Raw genomic sequence first — 18,512 nt, forward strand, 5'->3', positions numbered from 1 at the left:
TTAGTAGATGAGCTCCGAGTCGGTTTCGACCATGTACAGCGTCCGCGCCGCGATGTTGACGGCGTGGTCGCCCACGCGTTCGAGGTCACGCACCGTCAGCAGGAGCCGGGACACGTCGTCGAGGAGCTGTTCGACCGCCCAGCCGTCGTCGGTGTCGGCCTTCCGTTCGATGAGGTCCCGGGCGACGGTCTCGCTGGCCCGCTGACAGAGCGCATCGAGTTCGTCGTCGTCGGCCGCGATAGCGCGACAGGCCTCGATGTCTTCCCGCCGGTAGGCGTCGATGCTGCGCTCGACCATGTCGGTGGCTTTCCGGCCGATGGTGTCGACGTCGACCTCGGGAGCGAGTCGACGGTCGGCCGACTGCGCGTAGGCCGCGAGGTTCGTCGCGAGGTCAGCGACGCGTTCGAGGTCGGTGATTATCTTGAACGAGGCGGCGACAAAGCGGAGGTCGGTCGCGACCGGCTGCTGGAGGGCAAAGAGGTCGATGCAGTCGGCTTCGAGGCCCAGATACAGCGCGTTTATCTCGTCGTCGCCGTCGATGACCGACTGCGCCAGCTCCGGGTCGACCGTCCGGAGCGCGGCGAGTGCCGCTTCGAGTCGCTCGACGACGAGCTCACCCATCTCGACCACGTCCGCCCGGAGCGCGTCCAGTTGCCGCTGGTACGACTCGCGCGACATGGGTCACCCGAACTTGCCGGTGATGTAGTCCTCGACGCGTTGACTCTCGGGGTTCTCGAATATCTTGTCCGTGTCGTCGTACTCGACGAGTTCGCCGCCGGTGAGGAAGACGGCCGTCTGGTCGGAGATGCGGGCGGCCTGTTGCATGTTGTGGGTGACGATGACGACGGTGTAGTCCGTCGACAGTTCCTCGACGAGGTCCTCTATTTTCGACGTGGCGATGGGGTCAAGCGCCGAGGCCGGCTCGTCCATCAGGATGACGTCGGGGTCGACCGCGAGACAGCGCGCGATACAGAGCCGCTGTTGTTGCCCGCCCGAGAGGCCGAGCGCGTTGTCGTCGAGGCGGTCGCTGACCTCGTCCCACAGCGCGGCCTGTCTCAGCGAGCGCTCGACGAGGTCGGCCTCGGCCTCCGTGTCGTCGCGCCCGAACAGGCGCGCGAGCAGGCCCTTGTTGATGTCCCCGTGTTTGCGCGGGCCGTAGGAGATGTTCTCGCGGATGGACTTGGGGAACGGGTTCGGGGACTGGAACACCATCCCGATGCGCTTGCGCAGTTCGACCAGGTTGGCGTTGGGGTCGTATATCTCGGTGCCGTCCAGTTCGACCGAGCCGTCGATGCGAGCGGCCTTGATGCGGTCGTTCATGCGGTTGAGACACCGGAGATACGTCGACTTGCCACACCCCGAGGGACCGATGAGCGCCGTGACGCTGTTTTCCGGGATCTCCATCGAGACGTCTTTCAGCGCGTGGTCGTCGCCGTACCACACGTCGAGGTTCTCGACCGAGAGCTTCGTTTCGCCGTCGAACTCGTATCGCCGCCACTCCTCTCGCACCTGCTCGTCGCTCTCGCCGGCCGTCGTCTCGGTGCCCGGCGAGGCGGTTTCGATCGTCTGGCTGTTCGTTTGTGTGTCCGTGCTCGGCTCCGTGTTGATGCTATCACTCATAGTTGAGTTTCCTCCGGAAGTAGGTCCGCGCCGTGATACCGACCGCGTAGAACGTCAGCACGACCATCAGCAGGATGAACGCCGTCGCCCACCCCATCTCCGGGGACCCCGACACCCCGGCCGCGATGACGGCCCACACCTGCGTCGGCAGCGACGCCGAGGCCGTAAGCAGGGCGTCGTTGACGACGAACGGCGGGCCCGAGACGAATCGGAAGCCGTCGACGACCTCGACGGCCGTCGTCGCGTTCAGCGTCGACCCGAGCACGAGGATGAGCGGGGCCGTCTCGCCGGCGATGCGCCCCACGCCGAGGATGACGCCGGTGATGACGCCCGGCATCGCCGCCGGCAGGACGACGCTTCTGATGGTCTCCCACTGGCTCACGCCGAGCGCCGCGCTGGCGTCCCGGTACTCGTCGGGGACGGATTTGATGGCCTCCCGCGAGGTGATGAGCACCAGCGGCAGGAGCATGAAACCGAGGACGAGCATCCCGGCCATGAGCGACTCGTCGCCACCCAGCCGTGGAATCAGGAATGCCGCCCCGAACAGGCCGAAGACGATGCTCGGCGTACTCCAGAGCGCGTTGGTCGCAACCTCGACCAGCGCGGTGAACCGGCCCTGCTCGGCGTACTCGGTGAGGAACACGGCCGCACCGACCCCCAGCGGGACGGCGAACAGCGTCGCGCCGATGACCAGCCACACCGTGCCGACGATCGCGGGCATAATCCCGCCGGGTTCGACCCCCAGTGGGATGTAGGCCTGCATCGCCATCGGCCACGAGAGGCTCCCTTCCTTCGAGACGGTGACACCGAGCACGGTGAACGAGACGCCGGTCGCGGCCACGTGCAGGCCGACAAGCGCGGTGAAGCCGGCCGCGCCAACGAGCGCGAGGCGCGTCTCCTCGGTCAGCAGCCGGCGGGTGATCGTCGCCTCGCTGGCCCGCTTTGCGACCGTGGTGAGCGTCGCCAATGTGAGCGAAGCGGCGGCGGCCCCGAGCGCGACCGCCGGCACGAGATTCACCGGGCCGACCCGTGGATTGACGCCGGCGACGGGCTGGAGAACGAGCGCGACCAGCAACAGCCCGAGCCCGCCAAACACCCCCAGCGTGAACAGCGGGGCCTCGCGCTGTGCGCTGTCCGCCAGCGTCGGCCCGTCGCCTGCGAGCACGCCGACCAGCGGGTAGACGGCGAGACCGCCCGCGGCGACCGAACCGGCGACGACGCCGGCGAGTCCGAGCGTGCCACCGAGGGGCAGACCGAACGGGGCGGGGCCGAGAACCAGGAAGAAACCGACGAGCGCGACCAGCGCGAGAACCGCGGTCGGGACGGCCTGTCGGATCGACCCGGCCCGCTCGGACTGGGACCCGACCTTTCGCAGCGAACCGAACGAGCGGAAGAACGTGACCGCGAGGACCAGTGCCGGTGCGACCAGCAGTACCGTCCCGACGGTCGTGTCGGGCGTCACCGCGAGTGCCGTATCGAGCGCCCGCCCCTGTCTGTTGACCTGGACGGTGTATTCGTAGGCGTAGCGCAGCGGGGACCCGGTGACGAGCACGCTCGCAAACACCGCGGCGAGCGCGCCGACCACCGCCAGCGGAAGGACCCGGAACAGCTGTCGAGCGCCGGTGTTCCAGTCGCTCGTGCCCGCGGGGGTGCGGGCGAACTGGACCGCGGCGAGGAGGACCGGCGTCAGGAGGACCAGTGCAGTCAGCGCGCCGACCGAGAGCCCGTGGAGGGCGTACCCGACGCCCTTGATCGTCACGAACACCACGATAGTCGCCATCACGGCCACCATCAGGAAGGCGTTGAGGTTGATGACGAGGAAGGCCCCGTACTCGCGGCCCCGGGCCCCGAACCCGGCCCGGCACTTCGCGGCCGACCACGCCGACAGGAGCGTCCCGACGAGGAGGAACACGGGGATGACCGCGCCGCCGGTGAAGCCACCGGAGAGCGTCTGCGGGTTCCACTGCCAGCCGACGCCGATTGTGCCGGTCACGACAGTCAGGCCCAGCGTGCCGACGACGATTGCCGTCGGCAGCGTCGAGCCGAGGTCCTCGCGGGGGAGAATCGCCAGCAGGAACAGGCCGACGCCAGCGACGACGGCACCGGCGAGCCACAGGGGCGAGCCGAACCCGGCGAGGGCGCCCCCGGCGGCGGCCCCCATCGCGAGGCCGATCGCGCCGAGCGCGACGCCGGAGAGCAGCCCGGCGCTCATGTTGGGCTCCGTGTCCACGATTTCGAGCCGAGAGGTGACACCGGCAACAGTGATCGCCAGCGCCTCGACCAACAGCACCGTCCCGAGGAGCGTCGCCATCGTGACCGGGAGCGTCGCCGCGAGAGCGGTCAGAGCGACCGTCGAGACGACGAGTCCGAGTCCGATGCCACGGACCCGCTGTGAGGTGACCGGGACGACGTTGGTGGAGGAGGCGACTCCGACGGTGCCGATTCCCCCGAGAACCACGGCCAGTAGCGTCCCCATGGCTGTGGTGAGGCTACCGCCGCTGGCGCCGGGCGGAACGAGGTTCACGAGCGTGACGAGCCCGAGCGTGAACCCGACCACGCTGAGCGCGATTGCCGTATCGAGCCCCCGGTCGTAGACGTTCGAGTCCGCACTGACGAGTCGGTCCGTGGTCGCGTAGGCGTCACTCATTGTTGCCCCTTCAGTTTCCGCTGCATGCGCCGCTCGATGTACTGCGAGACGATGCTCATCCCGGCGACAATGACGAACAGCATGACGCCGGCGACGAACAGCACGTCGACGGTGCTCTCCGAGGCGCTCCCGTACTGGGTCGCGATCAGGCTGGTCAGCGTCGCGTTGGCGTCGAAGACGTCGAACAGCGGGTCGGCGAACTGCGTCCCCGAGGCCATGATGGCGGCGACGGCCATCGTCTCGCCGATGGCCCGCCCCAGACCGAGGATGACGGCCGCGGAGATGCCCGAGAACGCCGCCGGAACGGAGATGCTCTTCATCGTCTGCCACTCGGTCGCGCCCATGGCAACCGAGCCGTCACCCATCGACTGTGGCACGCTTGAGAGTGCGTCCTCGCCGACGGAGACGACCGTCGGCAGCGCCATCACGCCCACGACGACCCCGGCGATGAGGAAGCTCGCCCCGTCGTCGAGGAAGTTCGTCTGTATGAAGCCGTTCAACACCTGAAAGCCGATGAAGCCGTAGACGATAGAGGGAATGCCGGCCAGGATTTCGACGCCGGGCTTGATGAGTTCCCGCAGGCGGTCACTGGCGACCTCGGCGATGAACAGCGCGCCGAACAGACCCAGCGGGCCGGCCACCGCGCCCGCGATGAGGGTGACGACCACCGTCGCCCATATCATCGGTATCAGCGAGTAGGCCCCGCTGAGCGGGTTCCAGTACGTCGGATCCGACGGCAGAACGGCTTCGAGCCAGAAGAACCAGCGGGTCGCCCCGCCCTGCTCCGGGATCAGTAGCAGCCCGAGCCCGTGTTCGAGAAAGGCCGGCAGCGCGCTCACGAACAGGAAGAACGTGATGAACGCGACGGTCAGCACCGTCAGCACCGTCGCGACCAGCGCGAGCAGGCGCGCGACTTCGGCCTGGTAGGTCACCCAGCCAATCAGCGTGACGAACACGAACGCGAGCAACATTGGCAGCGCCAGGGCCGGCCGAAACAGGAAGACGAGAACTGTTGCCACCAGCGTCGTCGCTACCGCGCCGACGGCGAGCGTCGACCCGTCGACTCTGTCTCCGCTCGACACCGACTCGCCCTCCGTCGTTGGTATGTCCTCTGTCATAGTATGGAAAATCGGCCGACACGGCCGACAGTCGTCGAACTGCTCTCACACCGGGAGCGGTTACACCTGGTCGGGGAGCTTGGCGCGCTGTTCTTCCTGGCGGCGAGCGCCGAGCTTGAAGTAGTTGTTCGGCGCGACGAAGGTGTCCTGGCCGAAGTCGGACAGGATCATGTTGATGACTGCGGCCTCCTTCATCGAGGTGCCTTCCCACGTGTACATGTGGAGGTCGCGCGAGAGGGGGTAGGCCTTCGAGTCCAGGCCGTTCTGGTCGTCCTGGTAGCTGTAGGTCGTCCCCTCCCACTCCAGCGCGATGGGGGCCAGCCCGTCGGTGTCGATAAACGCCAGCGCGAGGTAGCTGATGGCGTTGTCGGCCTGTGCGATGGCCTGTGCGAGGCGCTGGTTCTGACCGTAGCGGTTCGCGACGGAGGTGTCTTCCTCGGGGTTGCCAAAGACGTTGGAGACGAAGGAGGTCCGCGTTCCCGAACCCTTGACACGGCCGAGCACCTGAATCTCGCGGTCCGGGCCGCCGAGCTCGCTCCAGTTGGTGATATCGCCCTTGTACAGCCCCTTGAGCTGGTCGCCGGTTATCGTCTCGACGCCGGCGTCAGCGATCTCCTGGGAGACGACGAGCGGCTGGCCGTCGACGCCGACGACGTGGTCGACGAACTGCTCGTAGGAGTCACGGTCCGGGAGCTCGTCCTCGACGTTCCCGGAGGAGTTACCGATGTCGTTCTGGCCGTTCATGACCTTCTCGACGCCGGTCCCGGAGTGAGAGAGGCCAACGGTGAACTGGAACGGCGGACCGTCCTCGCCGCCGGCCTCGAACCCGTACAGACCCCCCCAGTAGTCCGCGAGGTTCTGGTCCGTGTCGATGTCGTACTCGCCGTGGGGCCAGTACTCGCTGTCGCTGGCCGGTCGGTTGGCGTTCCAGTACGAGGCCGCGGTGTTGGCGATGGGGTACACCGTCGAGGAACCACCGGATTCGAGCGCGCTGGTGTCGCTGGAGCTACCCCCCTCGGTCGACTCCGTCCCCGCCGCTTCCATCTCCGTCGACGCCGCCTCGGTGTCCGCGCTCCCGCCGGAGCTCCCGTCCGATTCGGAACCGCCGCTGCCACTGGAACAGCCGGCGATTGCAGCGATGCCGGTCGCGCCCGTCGTTGCGATGAATGTCCGCCGCGATACGCGGTCTGACAGCCCGTTGGAATCGTGCGCCATCACCAGAATCCAGCGGGACAGATAATAAGTAACCTGCTAAGAGAGCTATATCGTTTAGTGTATTACTATATAGAAGTGGTGTGACAAACACTCACAAATAGGCGACGGTGTATCGATATAATCTTCGCTCTTGGGCCGTCAGAGTACTAATTACGGCGTGTATGAACGGTTACTCAGGCAGGACTATTTGAGCTGCTCACAGTACTAATACCGGCGAATATCGTCGCATAACCGTCGTTCAGCCGGTGAATATAACCCGAAATACTGGAGGTCGGATATAGTATATAGATATGAGTGGATTTATACCATCCCGTGAACGAGTGCCAATCACATGGAGACACGCAAGGTCCAGGTGACGGGCGGGTCGACATACACCGTCTCATTACCCAAAGAGTGGGCGACAGCGAACGACGTGAGTGCGGGCAGCGTCGTCGAGTTCCACGCCGAACGTGACCTGCTGTTGCTCGCTCCCCAGCGGGGCGACGGCCGCGTGGAGGGCACGCTCGACGTGGAGGGGCTGGAGAACAGACACGAACTCACGCGGGCCGTGATGACGATGTACGTCAGCGGCTTCGACATTATCCAGCTCGAAGCCGCTCGGATCACGGCCGAGCAGCGACGCATCATCCGCGACGCGACGCAGGGACTGGTCGGCCTGGAGATGATCGAGGAGACGACCGACCGGGTCGTCCTGCAGGACCTGCTCGACTCGTCGGAGCTGTCGGTCCACAACGCCATCACGCGCATGCGGCTGGTCTCGCTGACGATGCTTTCGGACGCTGTCGAGGCCCTCATCGAGGACGACGACGACCTCGCGGCCGACGTGATGCAACGCGACGACGACGTGGACCGCCTCTGGTACATGGTCTCGCGCGTGTTCCGCACCGTGCTCCGCAATCCCACGGCGGCCGACGAGATCGGCTTCCCGCGCGAGACGGTGTTCGATTTCCAGTCCAGCGCCCGCCAACTGGAACGCATTGCCGACCACGCGACCAAGATCGCCGGCCTCTCCCAGGAGATCGGCGAGATCACCGGCGAAACCGCCGACCTCCTCGACCAGCTGGAGACCGAGGCCACCGCGGTCCCCGAGACCGCGATGGACGCCCTCCTTGCCGACGACAGCGACGAGGCCGTCGAGCTGGCGAACGCGGCCCGGAGCCGTATTCCGGAGGTCGACGAGACCGCCCGCGAAGTCGACGGGAAAGTCAGGGAGCTGGACCCACAGAGTGCCCAACTGCTCGGCCGCGTCGTCGACTCCCTGTCCCGGACCGCCGACTACGGCGGCAACATCGCCGAGAGCGCACTCCAGAAAGCCGCCCCGCGACCGCAGTCCTGAACCCCGCCGCCCCGGAGAATCCTCCCGCACTCAGCTCGTCGACACCAGACAGTGACTGCGGTGTCCCCTGATCGTGTCGAGACAGGCGACGATATCGGCAAGCGCCGGACACGTCACTGAACAATCGTCGTACAGGTACCGGACGAGGCTGGTCCCGTCGATGCCGGAGAGGGCAGCAGCCGACCGGCTGTGGAGCCGCTGTTGCCGGGTCGCCGCCGCCGTCTCGCAGTCCGCTTCGATTTCGGCCAGTTTGTCGTCGATGCTGTCGAGACGGACCGGGTCGGTCGTTCGGCGCGCGTTCGCACCGAGCGCGGCCCCGCGGCGTTCGCAGTCGTCGAGCGTCTCTCGCACCGACTGTAACGACTCGCGTTCGCGTTCCAGCGCCGGACGCAGCGTCTCGCGTTCGTCGCGCGCCCCCTCACTCGCGGTCAGCAGCGCCTCGTACAACTGCGGGGTCAGGCGCGTTCCCGTGGCGATCTGCGTCCCGAGTTCCGGCCCGAACTCCACCGACATGTTCGCTTCCAGCGAGTCGTCGTACTCGGCGTCGAAGTGTGGCACGGCCATTACCGTCTCCCGATAGGCCTCCCGGACGGCACGCAGGCCGGGCTCGGGTTTCGGCTGCCGCGTACCGAGCGCCGACATCCCACCCGCAGACGTGTCGACGGTCCCTGCGGATTGTACTGTCGGCTCGATAGATACGAGACTGGTCCGAAAGCGCCTGAAGGCCGTCAGTTCAGCCTCGATACAGTCTATCTCTCGCTGTACGACAGCGAGTGCGTGCTCGGTTCGCGGCTGGCTTGTCTCAGTGTCAGACACGGAACACTCGTCTGAATTATCAGCTGTCGCCGTATAGGTAATTTATATGTTCGATATATAGCCGACTGTACTGCTACCGTCGAACGGCGGGCAGGTGGTTCGGGACCGGCCGGGTCGACAGCAGTGATTACACCAGTGACTTCCGGGGACACATGCAATCGCAGCAGGCGATAGTCCCACACCTGGCAGCTATGGGTAGTGTCGGACCGTCCTTTCGCGTCGTCACCGGCTGTGCTTTCGCCGAGAGCATGCGGTCCGGTGGCGACACAGCCGCTTGCCTCGGTTCGACGCGTGAGTGGCATTTCCGATGAGCCGTGGGCGTTTTCGGTCGTAGGCGTTCAGAGATGGGGTTCTACATCTATACTGTCCCTCTGTTTTCCTTTACACTGTATTCGGATTTATATTCTCGATTTTATCTACGTGTATGCCGTATCTAATTAAGTACACATATATCTAAAGTCACTAAAGACGTATTTGTAGATAAAAGAGTGGAATCTTCGGATAGAACAGCTACAGCTGGGATTTGGACTTCGGATGGAGCGGTCCTGTTCCGGCGCTGGCGCCCGTGATACTCGGCAGCGTACCCACGGAACTGCTCGGTTCCAGGCACTCTCCCGAGCAGTCACAGGACGGAGACTCGACCGCTGCTCGCTGAGGACCACGCAGAACGTGAGGTATGGACCGGCCAGCCCCAAATGTTTATCATGGGAGCTATGGAACCGTTCTATGTATGCAACTCGACCTGACGGACAAGACTGCCCTTGTCACCGGCTCGGGCAGAGGCATGGGCAAAGCAACTGCGATGGAACTCGCGGACAACGGCGCGGACGTCGTCGTCAACGACATTGACGACGAGGTCGCCGAAGAGACGGCGGCGGAGATCGCCGAACTCGGCGTCGACACCGTCGGGCTTCCCGCGGACGTGAGCGACGAGGCGGCCGTCGAAGCGATGGTCGAAACCGCGACAGCGGAGCTCGGTCAGATCGACATCCTCGTCAACAACGCGGGCGTCGGTGACGCGGGGCCCTTCCTCGACGAGCAGTACGACGACACCTTCGAACTGAACCTCGACGTCCACCTCCACGGGGCGCTGAACTGCACGCGGGCGGTCGTCGACGGAATGGTCGAGGAGGGGTACGGCAAGATTGTGAACTTCACGTCGATCCACACGAAAAACGGCGTCGGCATGTCGCCGGCGTACGACGTCGGGAAGTACAGTCTGCTCGGACTCACGAAGAGTCTCGCGCTCGAACTCGGCCGGGAGGGCGTCCGCGTCAACGCCGTCGCGCCGGGCTGGGCAAACACCAGGATGGTCGAGGGGTTCAGCGACGCCGTCACCGAACAGATCCTCGACAACAACCCGCTGGGACGGTTCGCGGAACCCGAAGACGTGGCACAGGTCGTCGCCTTCCTGGCCGCACCGGCCAGCGATTACGTCAACGGCCACGAGCTCCGCGTCGACGGTGGACAGGTCCCCATCGATAGCTGGCGACTGGACACCCGATAGCGGCGGGACCGTCGGACCGTGCCCTAATTTTTTATATACCCCCCGATGTAACGCTGTGTATGGATTCGTTAGCAGAACTGCGTGTACCGGGTGGGCTCAAAGCGACAGGCGTAGACACCCGTCAGCGGACACTACAGCGTTCAGGCGGTACTGGGCCACGCAACCACGCTGCCGAGATTCGGCATGCTACTTCGGCAAGCGCTCGTATCGGAGAGGCTGTCGCGGGAACGCTTCGACGGCGTCCGAGAGCGGTCTCAGGTTGTGACACGAATGGCGAATAGATATCCGGATTCCCAGACACGTGACGCGGTGGTGTCGTGCCAGGAGCAACTGCCATCCGAACCGAGCGGTGGAGACGTGGTGTTTGGCTTCGACGGGTACGTCGACAACGTCCGACGGGCGGGGACGAACGCCGGCGCGGCAGACAGCGACCGCATCACCACGCTGAGCGAGTTCGGCGAGGAGATCGTGACGTCGGCGGCCGCCGATAGCTCGCTTTCGATCTCCTGGGAGCGCCTCGGCCAGCGCACCGGCGGGCACGTCAGCCACCTGTCCCGCGCGTACCAGACGCTCGGGTTCGATCCGACGCTCGTCGGGATGTGCGGAGACCCAGTGCGCGAGATCTTCGAACAGGAGTTCGAAGCCTGTACCCTGTATTCGCTGGGTGACCCGGGAATCACCGACGCTATCGAATTCGACGACGGGAAGCTCATGCTGATGGAGAACGGCGGTGCCGCGACGCTGGACTGGGAGACCATCCGGTCACGGGTCGGAGTCGAGACGCTCGTCGACGAACTCGACGGGGCGGAGCTACTCGGTGTCGGCTACTGGGCGGTGATGCCCGAGATGGCGGGAATCCTCGATGGCCTCCGCGAGACGGTCTTCCCGGAGCTGACGGACCCACCGGAACATGTCTTGCTCGACCCGGCGAACATCCGGGAACTCGACCGCGGGATACTGGAGTCGATCGTCGCGGCGACGGGCCGCCTCGCCCACGAGGTCGACGTGACGGTCTCGGCGAACCGCTACGAGACCAAAGAGCTCGCGGCGGCACTCGATGCACACACGAGTGACGAGCTCGTCGCAGACGCCCGCGTCGCGTTCGACTCCCTGGACGTCGACCGGTTCGTCGGACACAGCGTGGACGAGTCCGTGGTCGTAAGCGACGACGGAACGACGAGCGTCCGCATCGCGCCGGTCGAGTCGCCGGAGTTGACCACCAGCGCTGGCGACCACTTCAACGCGGGGCTGTCTCTGGGACTCGTCGAGGGGCTGCCCGAATCAGCCGCCGTCGTGCTGGGCAACGCACTCGCTCGTGAGTTCGTCCGGACGGGGGAGACGCCGTCCTACGACGACGTCGTCTCGGCCGTCACTAGCTACGACGCGCAGTTCGAGTAGGACGCGAACCGTTCTTCAGTCGCCACCCTCGGCAGTAGGTCGAACCCGGAGAGCTACGACGGCGTATCGCAACCGAGAGTCGACGCGGTCAGCTTCGGGAAAAAATGTTTCGTCGGGGTTCAGAGGTCCGAGAGCAGTCGGCCCCGGAACCGCTGGACGAAGGTGTACAGAAGGATGGCTGCGAACAGCACGAGTCCGTTGATCGTCTGGACGATCTGCGGGTCGATGTTCAGCATCACGAGTCCGGCCGCGATGGTGCTGAGCAACAGGACCCCGCCGAGTGCGTTGAACACGTTACCTCGGCCTCCGAACAGGCTCACCCCACCGATAACGGCAGCGGTGAAGGCAGGGAACAGCTGTGCGGTTCCCAGCGTCGGCGTCGCCCCACCGTTGAACCCGGTCAGGAGGAGGCCACCCGTCGCGGCCAGCATCCCCGAGAGCACGAAGACGGCGATGACGATGCGGTCCGTGTCGATACCGGCTTCTGCGGACGACTCCTCGTCGCCACCGACCGCGTACACTGCCCGCCCGAATCGAGTCTTCATCAGGACGAACCACACCGTGATGAAGAGGGCGAGCATGAAGATGACGGCGACAGGAACCGACTGCGGGAGCAGGCCGCCGAGCGAGACGTCTTCACCGCCCAGCCACAGGTAGCTCTCTGGCAGTTCGTAGACAGACCGCGTCGAGAGGACCAGGATACCACCTTCGAAGACGATGAGAGCAGACAACGTCTGCAGGAACGGATTCACGTCGAACTTGGCGATGAAGAACCCGTTCATGAAGCCGATCGTTCCCCCGACCGCGAGGACGATCAGAATCCCAGCGACGCCCGGAAGCGACGGGAACCAGCTGGTAAGGGCCAGTGCGGTGAACATCGAGGAGAACCCCGCGACCGAGCCGACCGAGAGGTCGAAGTTCCCGCTGATGAGGCAGATGGCCTCCGCGAGCGTAATCGCCCCGAGCCCGGCACTCGTGTACAGCAGGAACTCGATGTTCCGGTACTGGGTGAATATCTCGGGAAGCAGGACCGAGAAGACCAGAAACGCGACTAACAGGATGGGCCAGATGAGGTTGTCCAGCGCGAACAGCATCATCCGCGTCCGGTCACTCTGTAGTTCAGAGATGGTCGAACGTACGTTGGATAGTGTGCTCATCGTCTCTTGGCGTGAAGTGGCTCAGTTCGACCCCTCGATCTCTCGGTAGACGTTCCCGTAGAGATAGGAGGCATCGGCGTTGTCCTGGGTGATTGTCGCGTGCTGGCACTTCATCCACGGCCACCACGCCTGGTCTTCGGCCTCGTATTCGGTCATCTCGGCCGGGCCCCAGAACTGCTCGGACCACGGCTGGATGCCCTCGACCGTCTTGTTCTCGATGGAGAGTTGCTCACCGGGCGTGACCGTATCGCCGACCTGCGGGAGCGCGCTCTCGCCGCCTTCGAGGTAGTCCCACATCAGTTCGAGGGTCAGCGGCGCGTACATGTGGAGTGGCTGGTCGATGGCGAAGTCGTAGTACCCGCTCCCGATACGCTTGTTGAGTTCGGGACCCCCGTCGATACCGAAGGCCATGACGTGGTTCTCGCTGTCTTTCTTGTGGTACATGTCCATCTGCTGGAGTGCCGTCAGAGCACCCATCCCGCTGCCGACGTTGTTGGAGTAGATGGCGTCGACGTCGGGGTTGGCCTGGAGCGCACTCTGTGTCTGTGGGGCAGAGTCCTCGGGGGTCCCGTCGCTCTCGATCCGGTTGACGACCTCGACGCTGTCCGGGATGTTCTCCGTGAAGCCGAACAGTCGCGCCTGGCTCGTCGTGGACTCGAAGTTGAAGACGCTCGTGATGACCTTCGGGTTCTCGATGCCCTTCTCGTCGATCATTTCTGTGAAGCGCTCACCAGCGACCTGCCCACCGGCGTACTGACCGAAGAGGGCACCCATCACGATGTCCTCGGAGAGCGTCGCGGTGTCGAAGTTCATCACCGGGATGTCTTCTTCGGTCGCCTTCTCGACGATCTGTCGCGACGCCTTGGCGTCGAAGGGGTTCAGAAGAATGCCGTCGAGGCCCTGGTTGATGGCGTTGATGGCGTCCTGTGTCTGCTTCGAGGCGTCGAACTGGGCGTCCAGAATGACGATCTCGACGTCGTCGCGGTCACGTGTGTACCATTTCGCAGCCTGGCCCTGCACGAACAGGCCGGCCTGTCCCATGGATTTCATCGAAACCGCGAACCGCTGGGTGTCGCTGCTCGAACCATCACTGCTGCCGTCGCCGGTCGAAGTGCCGTCACCAGAACCGCCGTCGCCAGAACCGCCGTCGCTGCCACCTGACTGGTCACCGTCTCCGCCGCCCGAACATCCGGCGAGACCGGCGATACCTGCTGCGCCGACTGCTCGTACAAGGTTGCGTCTACTAATCATGATTGTTGATTGAGTTCCAACTCTACCTCTCGAGTAGTGGTAATTAAAGTTTTCGGCAACGTGGCCGGCGAGATCGAGGCGCAAGAGGAGTATCCCTGTCTTCGGGGGCTTACGAGTCCGCGTTCCCGTCCACACCCGGGTTCTCCAGCTCGCAGTCGTCCGAGAGGTGAGCCAAACGACATCGTGAGTCCGCGGGTGTGGTGCAGCCGAAGAGCCCACAACCCCGGGACATCCGGCGAGAGACAGCCGGTCCCGCGCCGTCCCGGAGGCTGGAGCCGTATCCGCTGGACGACGCCGGTCGGCGTCGAGAATACCGCTACGAGTGACTTGAGAGGGGTGAACGACGCGGGGCGCGGTGGATGAAGCGATTGAAGACGGCGGTATTGGCGTTCGAGAGAACGATGGGGAGCGTGGCGTCGGGTGAGACGTGTACGCCACTGAGCTGGGATGGGACAGAACTGGCTCCTCACCACATGAAAATCAGGCCGTGGACGAACGCGACGAGGAAGCGTCCGACTCATCACCGGCCAGTTCGTCGTCTGCGTTCTCGTTGGGGCGGTGCCCGGAGACCATCATGCTGACCACGTCGTCGCGGGTGACAGTCGAGGCGTCGACCACGTCGACGATTCGGCCCTGAAAGAGCACTGCGACGCGGTCACTCATGGACAGGACTTCCTCGAGGTTATGGTCGATGAGGATGACCGAGTGGCCGCTATCGCGCAACTGTTCGACAAGGTCTTCGACGTGCTCGACGGCTGCTTTCGAGAGTGCCGACGTCGGCTCGTCGAGCAGGACGATATCCGGGTCGGTAACCAGAGCGCGTCCGATGGCGACTGCCTGCCGTTCCCCACCGGAGAGGAATTCGACCGGCGTGTCCGGGTCGACGTGGATGTTGAGGTGCTCGCTCAGGATGCGCTCGGCCTCCTCGGCCATGTGCTCTTGATCGACGACTGGAACGAGTCCGCCGACCTTTTTCACCGGCATTCGCCCGAGGAACAGATTCTCCGCGACAGAGAGTTCGTCGACGAGCGCGAGGTCCTGATACACCGTCCCGACCCCGAGCTTTCGGGCGTGTTTCGGGCCGTCGATGGTGACCGGTTCACCATTGAACCGTATCTCGCCGCCATCCGGTTGGTGGATGCCGACGAGCGTCTTGATGAACGTCGACTTTCCGGCGCCGTTATCGCCGACGAGCGAGAGGACTTCGTTGTCTTTGAGCGTGAGAGAAACGTCGGAGAGCGCCTCGACGGTGCCAAAGCGCTTCTTGAGGTGTTCCACCTCGATCCGTGGATTTGAATTGTCTGTGGTCATGGCTGGTGATTATGTATGAGTCGGCCTGACACCATATCTCCACTATCAATATAAATAAATTTTGGTGAGGGAGTACGCGCCCCCGTCCACAGTGTCCTCACTCCGGCGGTACGTCGCGGCCGTCACTGGACCGTGTGGCCTCATTCCCAGGGCATCGCGAGTTCGCCGTCCGCGTCGAACTCCCACGGTCTGTCGTCGTGGACGGCGACGTCGTCTCAGCCGTCACTACCTACGACGCACAGTTCGAGTAGGACGCCGGCCGTTCAGACGTAGCGGCTCTGTCCGGCGCTGCCGGCGGTTTCGGCGAGGTCGGCGTGGACATCGGCGATGCGCTCTCTGATCTTTCGGTCCGCGACGCGCGGGTCGAAGCGGTCCTTGTTGGGCGACCAGTCGACGTTGTTGAAGAAGGTGTCGCGGTCGTCGTCGACGCCCTCCGGCGGGACGATGTCCGTCGGTGCCTCGTCGTAGAGGTCGAAGGCGGTTCGGGTACATTCGTACTTGTAGCGAGTGTCCTTGTTCATCTTGCAGATACCGTGCTGGAGCATCTGCTGGAGTTGGTCGGGCTGGACGCCGGAAGAGCCATGCAGCACCAGCGGTGTGTCGAGTCCGTGGTCGTTCAATGCCTCGCGGATGTCCCGTGCGAGATCCGGGCGCAGTTCGAGGTCTTTCCCCTTTGCGACGCCGTGCTGGGTGCCAACGGAAACCGCCAGCAGGTCACAGCCGGTCCGGTCGACGAACTCGACGGCCTGCTCGGGGTCGGTGTAGAACGCGTCCTCAGATTCGACGTCGTCCTCGACGCCCCTGATCTGGCCGAGTTCGGCCTCGACCAGGATTTCACCGTCGGCCTGCTCGGTCAACTCGACGACCTCGCGACTCGTCTCGACGTTCTCCTCGAAGGGCTCGTGGGAGGCGTCGATCATTATCGAGGACGGAATGTCGAGTTCCACCTGCTTCTCGATCATCTCTAAGTCGGTCTGGTGGTCCATGTTGAGGAACACCCCGATGTCGTACTGCTCGGCGATGAGGTCGATGTAGTTGCCCATCGCCTGTAGCCCCGCAATCGGGTCGCCGTTCCCGGCGAACTCGCAGGCGCCGGTGGCCATCTGCAACAGGAGGTCTGACTCGGCCCGCGAGGCCCCCTCCAGCAGCCCAATCATCGTGTTCGGCTCCTCGATGTTGCTCGCGACCAGGCCAAAGCCCTCCTCGAGCGCGTCGTCGTATACGTCTGAAAGCTCAGAACCGCCTTTGAATGGCATCTGTTGTCACCGAATCGGTATTTGCCTGCACCTAGAATAAACGCACTCCCGAATCGATTCGCCACACTCTCGACGCCACCGGCATACAGCGCTCTCGGGTGCGTTGTCGGTAGCGACGTACAGCGGTTTCGAGGCCGACTGTGAGCGTTGTGTCGACAGGATTGCGGGACGGGTTTCCGAAGCTATAGTAGCCATTGAAAATCAATGCACACCCGACCACACGGCTGCAGTGCGGTCGGTGTGTAAATCGTTTCAATTGTTACTATAGAATGCTCTGAGAGACGGTGTGCGGTTGTCTTCGGAGACGCCTCGATTCGGAGAGAGTCACCGTCGCACAATCGATGCGTGGCTTTCACAGGTGGTGACGTGGCCATCACCGTCAGCGAGTGCCCCCACTCCGGACGACGAACTACCGGTCGAATGCGTCATCCTCTTCCAGCGACTCCTCGGTCCGAACGGCGTCAGCATCGGTCATCGACTCCACTGGAGTCGATAGACTGAGTGGAATCAGTCCCAGGGCATCGCGAGTTCGCCGTCCGCGTCGAACTCCCACGGTCTGTCGTCGTGGACGGCGACGTCGTCCCGGTCGGCGAATTCCTCTGCGACGGGTTCGGACACCCACAGCTCGCCGGGTTCCATCGTGCTCTCGATGTGGGCGATTCGGAGGTCGCTCGCGCTGGCGACGCCGGTCATCGACGCGGAGAGGATGAACGCCGTCGCGTCGCTCGGGACGACGAAGGGGAGCTTTGCCCTGTTCGTTTCGCCGCTCGTCACGATGTTGACGTACGTGTCCTCGAAGTCGACGGTAGACGCGAGGTCCCGGTGAACGAGGTCGGCGAGGCCCATGCCGAGGGCGTTACCGTGCGAGGCCGGTGTCAGCGACCGGACGTAGACCCGGGTGATGGACGGGGTGTCGACCTCCGCCTGGTTGTGGAACCGGACCCGGCCGATGACGTTCGTATCGAGCCCGGTGCCGCTGATCTCTTTGCCCATGGCGTCGACCACGAGCAGGTCGAGGTCCTCAACCGGGAGCTCGGGGAAGAAGTCCTTCGAGCGCTCAAGCAGTTCGGGCTCTCGCTCCAGGAGGTCCGCCGCGGCGACGCCGTGGATCTCGGCGGCCTCCTCGGCGGCGTTCTCGATGATTCCCACACCGCCGACGATGGGCGTCTCCTCGACGAGGATGCCGGCCCACTCCGGGATGACCTCGTGGAACCCGCGTTCGAGTGCGGCGTTGTGCATGTTGTCGGCGCCGCGCTGTTTGCCCAGTCCGACGACGGCCATCTTACAGAGGCCGCTCTCGACGTCGCCCCGGAAGTCGGTGTGCAGTTTGATCCGGTTGACGAGCAGGACGGCGTCGGCGTCGAGCGCGTCCACGGAGGCGAACACCGGCCGCCCGGTCGAGTCGGTGCTCACCTGTTCGACGTCGAGCGAGGAGCGGATCTCACAGCCGAGCCGGTCGGACGTGATACCGAGCGTGGCGAGTGTCTCGCGCTGGCCCTCGGGGGTCGCGCCCCCGTGGCTGCCCATCGCGGGGAAGACGAACGGTTCGAGCCCGCGGGACTGGAGGTCCGAGACGACGGCTTCGAGGACCTCCGGGAGGACGTCGATGCCCCGGCTGCCGGCGGTGATGGCGACGGTGCTCCCCGGGTCGAGGTCGTCGAGTTGGGGGACGTCGGTCAGCGCGTCGACGGTGGCCGCACCGACGTCCTCGACTGTGGGGTGCTCCCGGACACTACTGACGCGGTAGGCGCGGGGCAGGTCGGACACCTCGGCGTCGTTGGCCGCCTCCAACCGGGCGCGGTCTGGAAACTCGAACTCCATTGTTGTCTGTACTAAGTCGCATCTTCGGTTTATGTTTTCCCCTCGCGCCCGTGGGCCGA

14 protein-coding genes are annotated in these 18,512 nt (G+C 64.5%); 3 read left to right on the forward strand and 11 right to left on the reverse strand.

Features of this window, described 5'->3' with window-relative positions; translation table 11 throughout:
* The 5 genes from phoU to KZ498_RS01245 are packed head-to-tail and all read right to left on the reverse strand — an operon-like array spanning position 1 to position 6,600.
* Complete coding sequence (phoU, locus tag KZ498_RS01225; RefSeq protein WP_312616128.1) at positions 1 to 678, reverse strand: phosphate signaling complex protein PhoU; 678 nt, start codon at positions 676 to 678, stop codon at positions 1 to 3.
* Between the two features lie 3 nt (positions 679 to 681).
* On the reverse strand, positions 682 to 1,620 hold the full coding sequence (gene pstB, locus KZ498_RS01230) for a phosphate ABC transporter ATP-binding protein PstB (protein ID WP_312616129.1): 939 nt from the start codon (positions 1,618 to 1,620) through the stop codon (positions 682 to 684).
* Positions 1,613 to 4,267: a phosphate ABC transporter permease PstA gene (gene pstA / locus KZ498_RS01235; protein ID WP_312616130.1), complete on the reverse strand. Its 2,655-nt coding sequence runs from the start codon at positions 4,265 to 4,267 to the stop codon at positions 1,613 to 1,615. Before pstA ends, pstB begins: the two co-directional genes overlap by 8 nt.
* A complete protein-coding gene (pstC, locus tag KZ498_RS01240) occupies positions 4,264 to 5,385 on the reverse strand; it encodes a phosphate ABC transporter permease subunit PstC (RefSeq protein WP_312616131.1) in 1,122 nt (373 codons plus the stop codon). The genes pstA and pstC overlap by 4 nt, the downstream gene beginning before the upstream one ends.
* 60 nt (positions 5,386 to 5,445) lie before the next feature.
* Positions 5,446 to 6,600 carry a substrate-binding domain-containing protein gene (locus KZ498_RS01245; protein WP_312616132.1) on the reverse strand — a complete coding sequence of 385 codons (1,155 nt, stop codon included), beginning with the start codon at positions 6,598 to 6,600 and terminating at the stop codon, positions 5,446 to 5,448.
* 331 nt (positions 6,601 to 6,931) lie between these two features.
* On the opposite strand from KZ498_RS01245, the gene KZ498_RS01250 reads away from it, so the two are divergent.
* Positions 6,932 to 7,936: a PhoU domain-containing protein gene (locus KZ498_RS01250; RefSeq protein ID WP_312616133.1), complete on the forward strand. Its 1,005-nt coding sequence runs from the start codon at positions 6,932 to 6,934 to the stop codon at positions 7,934 to 7,936.
* A 30-nt stretch (positions 7,937 to 7,966) separates the two neighbouring features.
* On the opposite strand, the gene KZ498_RS01255 is transcribed toward KZ498_RS01250, so the two are convergent.
* The gene (locus tag KZ498_RS01255) at positions 7,967 to 8,752 is read right to left on the reverse strand and encodes a hypothetical protein (RefSeq protein WP_312616134.1); all 786 of its coding nucleotides are present in this window, start codon (positions 8,750 to 8,752) and stop codon (positions 7,967 to 7,969) included.
* 730 nt (positions 8,753 to 9,482) lie between these two features.
* Here KZ498_RS01255 and KZ498_RS01260 point away from each other — a divergent pair.
* Positions 9,483 to 10,259: a glucose 1-dehydrogenase gene (locus KZ498_RS01260; RefSeq protein ID WP_312616135.1), complete on the forward strand. Its 777-nt coding sequence runs from the start codon at positions 9,483 to 9,485 to the stop codon at positions 10,257 to 10,259.
* A gap of 309 nt (positions 10,260 to 10,568) precedes the next feature.
* Positions 10,569 to 11,657: a PfkB family carbohydrate kinase gene (locus KZ498_RS01265; protein WP_312616136.1), complete on the forward strand. Its 1,089-nt coding sequence runs from the start codon at positions 10,569 to 10,571 to the stop codon at positions 11,655 to 11,657.
* Positions 11,658 to 11,776: 119 nt separating this feature from the next.
* On the opposite strand, the gene KZ498_RS01270 is transcribed toward KZ498_RS01265, so the two are convergent.
* The 5 genes from KZ498_RS01270 to KZ498_RS01295 form a co-directional block, all read right to left on the reverse strand.
* Positions 11,777 to 12,814: an ABC transporter permease gene (locus tag KZ498_RS01270; RefSeq protein WP_312616138.1), complete on the reverse strand. Its 1,038-nt coding sequence runs from the start codon at positions 12,812 to 12,814 to the stop codon at positions 11,777 to 11,779.
* 21 nt (positions 12,815 to 12,835) lie between these two features.
* A complete protein-coding gene (locus KZ498_RS01275; RefSeq protein ID WP_312616139.1) occupies positions 12,836 to 14,065 on the reverse strand; it encodes a sugar ABC transporter substrate-binding protein in 1,230 nt (409 codons plus the stop codon).
* Positions 14,066 to 14,545: 480 nt separating this feature from the next.
* Positions 14,546 to 15,376 carry an ATP-binding cassette domain-containing protein gene (locus KZ498_RS01280; protein WP_312616141.1) on the reverse strand — a complete coding sequence of 277 codons (831 nt, stop codon included), beginning with the start codon at positions 15,374 to 15,376 and terminating at the stop codon, positions 14,546 to 14,548.
* A 263-nt stretch (positions 15,377 to 15,639) separates the two neighbouring features.
* The gene (fba, locus tag KZ498_RS01285) at positions 15,640 to 16,632 is read right to left on the reverse strand and encodes a class II fructose-bisphosphate aldolase (protein WP_312616143.1); all 993 of its coding nucleotides are present in this window, start codon (positions 16,630 to 16,632) and stop codon (positions 15,640 to 15,642) included.
* Positions 16,633 to 17,139: 507 nt separating this feature from the next.
* Positions 17,140 to 18,453: a DUF362 domain-containing protein gene (locus KZ498_RS01295; protein WP_312616144.1), complete on the reverse strand. Its 1,314-nt coding sequence runs from the start codon at positions 18,451 to 18,453 to the stop codon at positions 17,140 to 17,142.
* Positions 18,454 to 18,512 lie beyond the last annotated feature (59 nt).

Origin of the sequence: Haloarcula sp. 1CSR25-25, assembly GCF_032027985.1 — an archaeon.
Lineage (GTDB): Archaea > Halobacteriota > Halobacteria > Halobacteriales > Haloarculaceae > Haloarcula.

Bases quoted from the DNA above. Each gene is read 5' to 3' on its own strand.
- KZ498_RS01275 (WP_312616139.1), bottom strand. From the start codon at position 14,065: ATGATTAGTAGACGCAACCTTGTACGAGCAGTCGGCGCAGCAGGTATC.
- KZ498_RS01270 (WP_312616138.1), bottom strand. From the start codon at position 12,814: ATGAGCACACTATCCAACGTACGTTCGACCATCTCTGAACTACAGAGT.
- KZ498_RS01245 (WP_312616132.1), bottom strand. From the start codon at position 6,600: ATGGCGCACGATTCCAACGGGCTGTCAGACCGCGTATCGCGGCGGACA.
- pstC (WP_312616131.1), bottom strand. From the start codon at position 5,385: ATGACAGAGGACATACCAACGACGGAGGGCGAGTCGGTGTCGAGCGGA.
- pstA (WP_312616130.1), bottom strand. From the start codon at position 4,267: ATGAGTGACGCCTACGCGACCACGGACCGACTCGTCAGTGCGGACTCG.
- phoU (WP_312616128.1), bottom strand. From the start codon at position 678: ATGTCGCGCGAGTCGTACCAGCGGCAACTGGACGCGCTCCGGGCGGAC.
- KZ498_RS01280 (WP_312616141.1), bottom strand. From the start codon at position 15,376: ATGACCACAGACAATTCAAATCCACGGATCGAGGTGGAACACCTCAAG.
- pstB (WP_312616129.1), bottom strand. From the start codon at position 1,620: ATGAGTGATAGCATCAACACGGAGCCGAGCACGGACACACAAACGAAC.
- KZ498_RS01295 (WP_312616144.1), bottom strand. From the start codon at position 18,453: ATGGAGTTCGAGTTTCCAGACCGCGCCCGGTTGGAGGCGGCCAACGAC.
- fba (WP_312616143.1), bottom strand. From the start codon at position 16,632: ATGCCATTCAAAGGCGGTTCTGAGCTTTCAGACGTATACGACGACGCG.
- KZ498_RS01260 (WP_312616135.1), top strand. From the start codon at position 9,483: ATGCAACTCGACCTGACGGACAAGACTGCCCTTGTCACCGGCTCGGGC.
- KZ498_RS01250 (WP_312616133.1), top strand. From the start codon at position 6,932: ATGGAGACACGCAAGGTCCAGGTGACGGGCGGGTCGACATACACCGTC.